Here is a 9,557-nt window from a genome sequence, read left to right on the forward strand (position 1 = left end):
ACAGGTCGATACGGTTGGTGATGTTGGTACCGGCCTTGCGGAAGTTGTAGTCACCGTCGTTGTTGTTCGGGGTGCCCAGCATCCGCTTGTCCGCGCTCTCGGTGCGCACGCCATAGTTGTACTTCACGGTGTTGTCGAAACGTACCGACCAGTCCGGGTTGCCGGTGTCGACCTCGAAGGCCTGCACCCCGACCGGCACGCCCATCCCGGCGGCGATGGCCGAGGCGAGCAGGCACCTGCGCAGGTTCAGGTGATGGTTGTTGTTGTTTTTCATGCGTTAGCTCCGCTTCTTGTTGTATTGGCTACAGCAACCCTTCAGCGCACTCCCTGCCGCGGACGCGCAGCCGGTTGCAAGGCCGCGCGCCTGCCCGCCGATGTCCCGGCCGGGCATTGGATATCCGTCAGCGATCCAGCATCTGGATCAGTTCATGAGCGTAGGACCACTCGCCGTATCCCGCCGCCGGATTGAGGTGACCGACATCACCCAATTCCACGAGACTGCTTTCCCAGTCGCTGGCCATCTGGCGAACCGCTTCGAGGCTGGCCAGGTGGTCGTTGTCGCTGGCGCACACCAGGCTGGGGAACGGCAGCGGCGTGCGCGGCAGCGGGGTCCAGCCATTGGCGTGCAGGGATTCGGGGCTCGGGTAGTTCTCCGGCCAGGTGGCGTCGAGGTCCGGCGGGGTCGCCAGCAGCGCGCCCTTGATCGGCCGGCTGTAGCGAGCCGCCCAGTGCGCGACCATGAGTACGCCGGCGCTGTGGGCGACCAGGATCACCGGTCCCTCGATCTGTTCCAGCTCACGCTGGATGGCTTCGACCCGGGCCGGCAGGCTCAGCTTGTCCTGCTCCAGCGGCGGTACGCTGCGTACCTTGGGCAGCTGGGCGGCCAGCAGGGTCTGCCAGTGGTCGGCAACGTGGTCGCGCAGGCCCGGGACTATGAGGATGGTTGCGTTGTTGTTATCGGACACGTCATCACCCTTTTGCTTGCGATGGGATCGCCATCGCGGCTTTAGGAACTTGGTGATGCAAACAGTAGAGGTGCAAGGGAGGAGCCGCTTTTCATAGGGCGTCAGGAGCTTCGCATTTCATGACAGGGCCGCCCCACCCCACTCGGCTTCCGACTCGGCGGCCATGCCCGCCGTCCGTGGGGTGGGCCAATTTCCAGGGTTTGTCTTTACTTGCTCCTTGTCACGAGCGGGAACAGAGCAGCCGTTGTCATCAAAAACAAATTCGCGGACTATCAGCGACGGCAGACTCACTTCGCTATTTACGACAATAACCATCGGTACCGGATGTACCACCCCGTGCCGGCACAACCTCAGCGTGGCGATCGACATGACCCCAATGGTTCGCGCAGCGGCCCTGACCAACTACATCGAAGTGGCCCAGCACCTGGGCCTCAACCCACAGCAACTCCTGCGTCAGGTGGGGCTCAGCCAGTCCCTGATCGACAATCCCGAACAGCGCCTGCCGACTTCCGCCGTGGCCGCCCTGCTGGAGGAGTCCGCCCGCGCCGCCAACTGCCCCACTTTCGGACTGCGCATGGCCGAGTCGCGCCAGCTGTCGGATTTCGGCGTCATCAGCCTGCTGCTCTCCCACCAGCCAACCCTGCGCGACGCGCTGGACATCATCGTGCAGTACCGCCACCTGCTGAACGAATCGCTGGCGCTCTACGTGGACGAAGTGGGCAAAACGGTAATCCTGCGGGAAGAGATCATCAGTGACACGTCGGCGCCCATGCGCCAGGGCATGGAGCTGGCCATCGGCGTGCTGTTTCGCATGTGCAGCGCCCTGCTGGGGTCGAACTGGCGCCCGCTGAGTGTGAACTTCAGCCATGACGCCCCGCCGGAACTGCAGCTGCACCGCCGGGTGTTCGGCTGCAAGGTGGAATTCGGCAGCGAGTTCAACGGCATCGTCTGCCAGGTCGCCGACCTGGACAAACCCAACCCCCTGGCCGACCCGGCCATGGCACGACATGCGCAGCGCCTGGTGGAAACCCTGCCCGGCGCCGCACGGCAGTCGACGCTGAACGATGTACGCAAGGCCATCTACCTGCTGATGCCCATGGGCCGCTCCACCATCGAGCAGATCGCCCAGTCCCTGGGGATGAACGTGCGCACACTGCAACGCCGGCTCGAAGAAAGCCAGGTGACCTTCTCCGACCTGATCAACGAAGCGCGGCGCGACCTGGTATTGCGCTACATGGAGAACCCCCGCTATTCACTCAGCCGCATCGCCGACCTGCTGGGCTACTCGGTACCCAGCTCCTTCACCCGCTGGTTCTCCTGCCAGTTCGGCAAGTCGCCGGCGACCTGGCGGCGGGAGCACCAGGTGAAGGCGGAAGAATGAAGATCCACCTTGGTAATGCCTGAACCTGTGGGGGCGAATCCTCCCCCTGCACAAGACCTCCCCTTTCGCCTGGCCTGGACCCTAGGGTGCGCTGCGCGCAGCGATTCCGGGATCGGCTTCGGCACCACGTCAAACCGCCGGTGCGCACGGCGCACCCTACCGCATCGGCTTCATCCTGCTAGCCGGGCTACGATTTTCCAGCCTGCACCGGGATGCCCCCTTATAGGGGGCCAAAAGCAAGTCCACGTTCTACGAACGTGGATGTTTACTCTGTAGGGGCGAATTCATTCGCCAAGCAGGCCGAAAGGCTGCCCCGAGGCTTTGCAGGGGGCAGCTGTGCCGCCCTTGGCGAATGAATTCGCCCCCACAAAGAGATCGGTCTTGACCTCAGCCGTAGGGTGCGCTGCGGCGCACCCTACTGGCTGGACTCAGGCACTGACCTTGCGCACTGGCGCCCCGCTGCGCTGGGCGGTTTCCCAGTTGGCGGCCAGGCCCACTTCGACATCCGCCGGTTCCAGCATGCGGCGGCCTCGCACCAGGTCGGAGGCGCGTTCGGCGAGCATGATGGTCGGCGCATTGAGGTTGCCGTTGGGCTCGGTGGGAAACACCGACGAGTCGATCACCCGCAGGCCCTGGATGCCGCGCACCCGCAGTTCGGAGTCCACCACCGCCATCTCGTCTTCGCCCATGCGGCACGAACCGCAGGGGTGCATGGTGCTTTCCATGTTGGCGCGCACGAAGGCGTCGATCTCCTCGTCGGTCTGCACATGGGCGCCGGGCGCCAGTTCCTCGCCCCGATAAGGGTCCATCGCCGGCTGGCCGATGATCTCGCGGGTCAGCCGCACGCAGCGGCGGAAGCCTTCGCGGTCCTCCTCGCTCTCCAGGTAGTTGAAGCGGATCTCCGGGTGCTCGTAGGGGTCGGCCGAACGGGCGCGGACATGGCCCCGGCTCTTCGGTTTGTTCGGCCCGGTGAGCACCATGAAACCGTGGCCCTTGAACGGTTTGTCACCGTCGTAGCGCATGGCCGCCGGGAGGAAGTGGAACTGGATGTCCGGCCATTTCAGCCCCTGCTCCGAACGGATGAAGCCGCCGGCCTCGAAGTGGTTGCTGGCGCCCAGGCCGTCCTTGAACAGCAGCCAGCGCAGACCGATCAGCGCCTTGCCCAGCAGGCTCATCTTGCCGTTGAGGGTGATGGGCTGCTTGCAGGCGTACTGGATGTAGATCTCCGAATGATCCTGGAGGTTTTCCCCCACGCCCGGCAGGTCGTGGCGGACCTCGATGCCGGCCTTCTTCAGCACCGCTGCGGGCCCTATGCCGGAACGCTGCAGCAGGTGCGGCGAGCCGATGGGCCCGGAGGACACCAGCACCTCGCGGTTGCAGTACGCGGTATGGGTCTGGCCGCCCTGGTCGTACTCCACGCCCACCGCGCGCTTGCCGTCGAGGAGGATGCGCCGGGTCATGGCATGGGTCACCACGGTCAGGTTGGGCCGCTCCATCGCCGGCCGCAGGTAGGCGTTGGCGGTGGACCAGCGCACGCCATCCTTCACTGTCATGTGCATGGCACCGAAGCCTTCCTGCATGTAGCCGTTGCAGTCATCGGTCTTGATGTAGCCGGCCTCGGCCCCCGCCTCCACCCAGGCGCCATAGAGCGGATTCTGCATGTTGTTGCCATTGTTGGTGGCCAGGGGGCCACTGGCGCCGCGGTAGTCGTCGCCGCCGAACTTGTAGGTCTCGGCGCGTTTGAAGTACGGCAGGCAGTTGCGATAGCCCCAGTTCTTCGCCCCCAGGGACTCCCATTCATCGAAGTCGTAGGCATGGCCACGGATGTAGACCAGGCCGTTGATGGAGGACGAACCACCCAGCACCTTGCCGCGCGGGCAGTGCAGGCGGCGGTTGTCGAGGTGCGGCTCGGCCACCGTCTCGTAGCGCCAGTTGTACTTTCTGGTGTTCATCGGGATGGAAAAGGCGCTGGGCATCTGGATCAGCACGCTGCGGTCGCTGCCGCCGAACTCCAGCACCAGCACGGAGGTGCCCGCGTCCTCGGTGAGGCGGTTGGCCAGGACGCAGCCGGCCGAACCCGCACCGATGATGATGTAGTCGTATCGCTTATTCATTGCTGTAACCCTTTGCGGTGAGGTCGAGCGCCTCGATCTTGCGGGCATCGCCCTTTGGGTAGGCACCCCAGCCCAGGCGGGCAGCCAGTACTCGGGTCAGCGCGTAGTGGACCACGCCGGCGAGCAGGCAGGACGGCAGGGACGCGGTGGCGAACGTGAAGAAGGTGGTGTTGGCCAGTGTCTGCGGGTTGAACACCACCACGTAGATGGCGAAGCCGGCCACCAGCGCCACCAGCGCCGACGGATTGAAGCCCCGCCAGAAGCGGAACGGCGACAGGGCTTCCGCCGCATAGAGGTGGCGCAGGTTCAGGCGCTGGCGGCGGAGGAAGAAGTAGTCGGCGATGCCGATGCCGGCCAGGGCGCTGTTCAGGGCCGAAGTCCAGACCAGGAAGATGAAGAAACCGTCGTAGATGCCCGGCGCGAACAGCACTATCAGCCCCGGAGCCACGCAGAACAGCACCACCAGCAGCTCCCAGCTCATCGCCCGCAACGTCTGCCCGGCCAACTGGCGCAGGCCGACGATGGAGGTGTAGAGGATATTCACCATGCTGGTGACGTTGGCGAAAGCCACGAACCCCAGCGCAATGACGCCGAAAGTGAGGCCGCCGATCTTGGTCATCCACACCGTGGGATCGCTGTCCCCCAGTGCCGCCGCGGCCAGCAGGCCCACCACCTCGCCGAGGGAGGCGGCGCCGAAGATGCCGATGATGTTCGGCCAGAAGGCCACCCGCTGGTTCTTCGACAGCCGCGCCAGGTTGCCGATGTAGGGCCACCAGGAGAAGCCCGCGGCCATGTTCACCTCGACGGCGATCATGAAGTTCACCCGCTTGTCGTCGAAGGGCGCGTCCAGCGCCGGCATGGCCATGAGCTCGGAAAAGGCGTGCTTGCTGAGGATCATGTAGAACATCACCCCCATGATCAGCACCAGGGCCGGCGCCACTATGGTGTTGAACACCTTGATCGAGGTCGGTCCCTTGGCCACCACGAAACCGGTCAGGACGATGGCGAAGAAGCCGGACGCCAGTACCAGCAGGCCATTGGCATCGGTCTTGTGTTCCGACACCAGCCCCGCCAGGCCATCGATGGAGCGGCCGAACATCAGCCCCAGCACCGCCAGCCAGCCCATGGTCAGGAACACCACCGCCAGCACGTATACCAGCCGGCTGCCGTTGCCGCCGAACATGCTGCGCAGGAAGGTGAACTGCTCGGTGCCGTACTTGCCGCAGGGTACGCAGGTGGAGAAGGTGGCCAGCAGCACGCCGAGGATGTTACCGATGATGATCGCCGCTATGCCCTCGCGTGGCCCCACGAACAGGGCGGTGGCGCCGCCGATGAGGAAGGCCCAGGTGGCGATGGCCAGGGCCGAGTTGGCGTAGGTGAACTCCCAGAAGCCCCACATGCGTTCGGCGGGCAGCAGCGGCGTGTCGCCCCGCTCGGCTTCCAGGCTGTGATTGACGCGTTCCTGGTCGGCCATGGCTCAGTACCCCCAGACACAGGAGCCGATGACCAGCACCAGCGTCATCAGGGTCATGGCGATGTAGTCGACGGCGTTCAACGCCCCCGGCCAGTTGTTGCTCTCTTCCTGTTGCTCGTAGACGCGGATGCGTCTTTCCAGCTCTTGCGCACGCTCGATATCCGCTTGGCTGTTCATCTGGGCATCACCTCTATGGGTTCTTGTTCTTGAAATTCGATGCATCCCGACTTGTTTGCGCCGTCGCCCGGGGGCGGCGGCGCCTTCCCGCCCAGCTCCTCAGGGCAGTGTGATCCACACCGCCTTGGTTTCCAGCAGGAAATCCAGTTGTTCCGAGCCGAGGTCCTTGCCGTAGCCGGACTGCTTGTAGCCGCCGAAGGGCATGGAGGGATCGAGGGTGCTGTGGGCGTTGACGTAGACGGTGCCGGCGCGCAGGCGCGGGATCAGGCCGTGCACCCGGCCCAGGTCGTTGGAGTAGAGCGCCGCAGCCAGGCCGAAGGCCGAGTCGTTGGCCAGCGCCAGGGCCTCTTCCTCATCATCGAAGGGTGCGGTCACCAGCACCGGGCCGAAGATCTCTTCCTGGACGATGCGCATGTCGTTGCGGCAGTTGGCGAAGATGGTCGGCCGGACGAAGAAGCCGGGGCCCTCGACGGGCTCGCCGCCGTAGTACAGCTCCGCCCCTTCGGCCTTGCCGGCCTCGATGTACTCCAGCACCCGCTGCTGTTGCTGGCGCGACACCATGGGGCTGATGAAGCAGTCGGGGTCCAGCCCGGGGGCGATCTTCAGGGTCGCGGTGTAGGCGGCCAGTTCGCGCAGGAACTCGGCATAGATGCTGCGGTGCACGTAGGCGCGGGTACCGGCGTCGCAGACTTGCCCGGAGTTGAAGAACACCCCGTTGGCCACGGCCTGGGCGGCGGCCTTGATATCGGCATCGGCGAAGACGATCACCGGCGACTTGCCGCCCAGTTCCAGGGTCAGGCGCTTCATCTGGTCCATGGCCGCCTTGCCCACCGAGCAACCTACCGGGGTCGAGCCGGTGAAGCTCAGCTTGTCGATGCCCGGGTGGCTGGACATCGCCGTGCCGACCACGCTGCCGCGGCCGCTGAGGATATTCACCACGCCGTCGGGAATGCCCGCTTCCTGCACCAACTCGGCGAAGCGCAGGGCCGACAGGGAGGTGAGTTCGGCCGGCTTGACCACCACGGTGCAGCCCACTGCCAGGGCGGCGCCGAGCTTCCAGGCCATGGTCTGCAGCGGGAAGTTCCAAGGCACTATCACGCCCACCACGCCCACCGGCTCCTTGCGCGTATAGGCCAGGTAGTTGCCAGGCAGCGAGGGCTCCGCGGTGCGCCCGTGGATCTTGCTGGCCCAGCCGGCGAAGTAGCGGAAGGTGTCGATGGTGCCCTGGATGTCCACGGCGCGGGCCTGGGCCACCGACTTGCCCATGTCGATGGATTCGATCTCCGCCAGCTCATCGGCGTTGGCTTCGATCAGGTCGGCCAGGCGCTGCAGCAGGCGCTCGCGCTCCAGGGGTTTGAGCTGGCTCCAGGGACCGCCGTCGAACTGCGCGCGGGCAGCCTGCACGGCATGGTCGAGATCCTCGGCCGTGGCCATGGGAATGCGGGCGAGCACACCCTCGCTGGAAGGTTCGATCACTTCGGCGCTGCCGCCATCGGAGGCCTCCATCCAGGCACCGCCGATGAAGAGTTTCAGGGGTTTGGAAAGGAAGCGCTGGGTCGCTTCGGAAACGCCGTATTGCTGAAGATAGTTTTTTGTTCTGGTATCCATCGTCGCTCTCGTCGTCGTGCGCAGGTCGCGTGGTGGGAAGACGGCTTACAGGCCTTGCCGGAAATCGCCGTTGGGTCGACTATGGCGCCGGATTCACATGGGTAAAATCCAAAAGATCAGATACACAGATTGCTGATTTCCGATCTATCCAATAACGGGAGGTTGAGGTGATCCAGCTCTATGACGTCGACCTGAAACTGCTGCGGGTTTTCGAGACCATAGTCCGCTGCGGCGGGTTCTCCGCGGCCCAGGCCGCCCTCAATGTCGGCCAGTCCACCATCAGCGAGCAGATGACCCAGCTGGAGGCGCGCCTCGGCGTCAAGCTCTGCCAGCGCGGGCGCAGCGGCTTCCGCCTCACCGAGCAGGGCGTCGCCATACACGAGGCCACCCAGCGCCTGCTGTCGGCGGTCGAGGCCTTCTGCATGGACGCCGATGTGCTCAAGCGACATATCAGCGGCACCCTCAACCTCGGCATCATCGACACCACCATCACCGACCCGGACTCGCCCTTGCCGGCCACCACCCAGCGCTTCGTCGCCCGCGGCCACGACGTGCACCTGAACGTCTACGTGGGCACCCCGTCCGAACTGGAGGAGCGGGTGCTCGACGGCCGCCTGCACCTGGCCATCGGCCATTTCCCCGTCCGCGTCCCCGGGCTCACCTATGCCCCGCTCTACCAGGAAGTCCTCGGCCTCTACTGCGGCCGCCACCACCCGCTGTACCGCAGCCAGGCAGCCGATGAGGAACTGCAACGGCAGATCGCCGCCTCGCGGCTGGTGGTCCGCGGCTTCCTGCAGCAAGGCGACCTGGAACTGGCGGGCGCGACCAAGGCCGCGGCCACGGTGGACAACATCGAGGCGCTGGCCATCCTGATCATCTCCGGTGCCTACCTGGGTTTCCTGCCCCGCCACTTCGCCGCCCGCTGGGTAGAGGCCGGCGACATGCGCCCGCTGCTGCCCGAGCGCCTGCGCCCACTGGCCGCCTTCGACGCCATCACCCGCCGCGGCCTGGCGCCGCCGCCGATCCTGCAGGCGTTCCTCGACGATCTGGCGGTTTGAGTAGGCATCGCTGTTTGTTTGCCTGTGGGAGATTCCAGACCGATCGGCGCACCCTACCATCAAGTTCGTATCGAGCCCGTAACCCGTAGGATGGGTCGAGCGGAGCGATACCCATCGAATTGCAACCTGGTGCGCACAGCGCACCCTAGGGTCAGGCATCAAGATTCCACGACGCAAAAAAAACCGCGCCAGAAGCCCATCCCTGTCGGCTTCGGCGCGGTGAAAGCCCGCTGTGGCAGGCGTCGATGACCCCCTTACGGGAGCAGGAGTAAAGGTTCAGAACCCCCAGTGCAGCATGGCCAGGACCAGGGCGGCGAGGAAGGCGGTCTCGCCCACCATCAGCAGGATGGGTTTGATGCCCACCGTGGCCAGTTCCTTGAGCTGGGTCTTCATGCCCAGGGCGCTGATGGCGATCACCAGGCACCAGCGCGACAGTTCATTGCCCGCCTGCTGCACCAGCGGCGGAATGACCCCGGTGCTGTTGGCGGCGGCCAGCACCACGAAGCCCACGGCGAACCAGGGCAGCAGCGGCGGCCGCTTGCTGCCGGGCTCGGCGCCGCGCATGCGGGTGATCATGGCGGCGCAGAGGATCACCGGCAGCAGCATGGCCACCCGCATCAGCTTGACCACGGTGGCGCTGTCGCCGGTTTCGTGGGACATGCTGTAGCCGGCGCCCACCACCTGGGCCACGTCATGGATGGTGCCGCCGATGAACAGGCCGGCGTGCAGCGGCGAGAGGCCGAGGGCCTCGGCGATCATCGGGTAGAGGATCATCGCCAG

Annotated in this window: 9 protein-coding genes; 2 read left to right on the top strand and 7 right to left on the bottom strand. The window is 65.4% G+C overall.

Annotation, left to right across the window (positions count from 1 at the left end; genetic code table 11):
* Nucleotides 1–274, bottom strand: a 274-nt coding sequence (locus ACFPU0_RS27435) for a DUF1302 family protein (protein WP_417715043.1), incomplete at its 3' end; no start/stop codon positions are given.
* 127 nt (nucleotides 275–401) lie between these two features.
* Entirely contained in the window at nucleotides 402–965 is a 564-nt protein-coding gene (locus ACFPU0_RS27440; protein WP_377696451.1) for an RBBP9/YdeN family alpha/beta hydrolase, read from the bottom strand.
* Between the two features lie 376 nt (nucleotides 966–1,341).
* Here ACFPU0_RS27440 and ACFPU0_RS27445 point away from each other — a divergent pair, with 376 nt between their 5' ends.
* A complete protein-coding gene (locus ACFPU0_RS27445; RefSeq protein ID WP_377696463.1) occupies nucleotides 1,342–2,346 on the top strand; it encodes an AraC family transcriptional regulator in 1,005 nt (334 codons plus the stop codon).
* A 428-nt stretch (nucleotides 2,347–2,774) separates the two neighbouring features.
* Here the strand turns inward: ACFPU0_RS27445 and betA are convergent, their stop codons facing one another.
* The 4 genes from betA to ACFPU0_RS27465 form a co-directional block, all read right to left on the bottom strand.
* Nucleotides 2,775–4,460, bottom strand: a complete 1,686-nt coding sequence (gene betA, locus ACFPU0_RS27450) for a choline dehydrogenase (protein WP_377696452.1) — start codon at nucleotides 4,458–4,460, stop codon at nucleotides 2,775–2,777.
* Nucleotides 4,453–5,934 carry a purine-cytosine permease family protein gene (locus ACFPU0_RS27455; RefSeq protein ID WP_377696453.1) on the bottom strand — a complete coding sequence of 494 codons (1,482 nt, stop codon included), beginning with the start codon at nucleotides 5,932–5,934 and terminating at the stop codon, nucleotides 4,453–4,455. The genes betA and ACFPU0_RS27455 overlap by 8 nt, the downstream gene beginning before the upstream one ends.
* A 3-nt stretch (nucleotides 5,935–5,937) precedes the next feature.
* Nucleotides 5,938–6,111, bottom strand: coding sequence for a hypothetical protein (locus ACFPU0_RS27460; RefSeq protein ID WP_377696454.1), 174 nt, complete (start codon nucleotides 6,109–6,111; stop codon nucleotides 5,938–5,940).
* A gap of 99 nt (nucleotides 6,112–6,210) precedes the next feature.
* A complete protein-coding gene (locus ACFPU0_RS27465; RefSeq protein ID WP_377696455.1) occupies nucleotides 6,211–7,719 on the bottom strand; it encodes an aldehyde dehydrogenase family protein in 1,509 nt (502 codons plus the stop codon).
* Between the two features lie 167 nt (nucleotides 7,720–7,886).
* Between ACFPU0_RS27465 and ACFPU0_RS27470 the strand changes: the two genes are divergently transcribed.
* Complete coding sequence (locus tag ACFPU0_RS27470) at nucleotides 7,887–8,777, top strand: LysR family transcriptional regulator (protein ID WP_377696456.1); 891 nt, start codon at nucleotides 7,887–7,889, stop codon at nucleotides 8,775–8,777.
* A gap of 276 nt (nucleotides 8,778–9,053) precedes the next feature.
* On the opposite strand, the gene ACFPU0_RS27475 is transcribed toward ACFPU0_RS27470, so the two are convergent.
* Nucleotides 9,054–9,557: YeiH family protein (locus ACFPU0_RS27475; RefSeq protein ID WP_377696457.1), on the bottom strand; the 504-nt coding region annotated here is incomplete at its 5' end.

This window comes from Pseudomonas sp. GCM10022186, assembly GCF_042656385.1.
GTDB lineage: Bacteria > Pseudomonadota > Gammaproteobacteria > Pseudomonadales > Pseudomonadaceae > Metapseudomonas.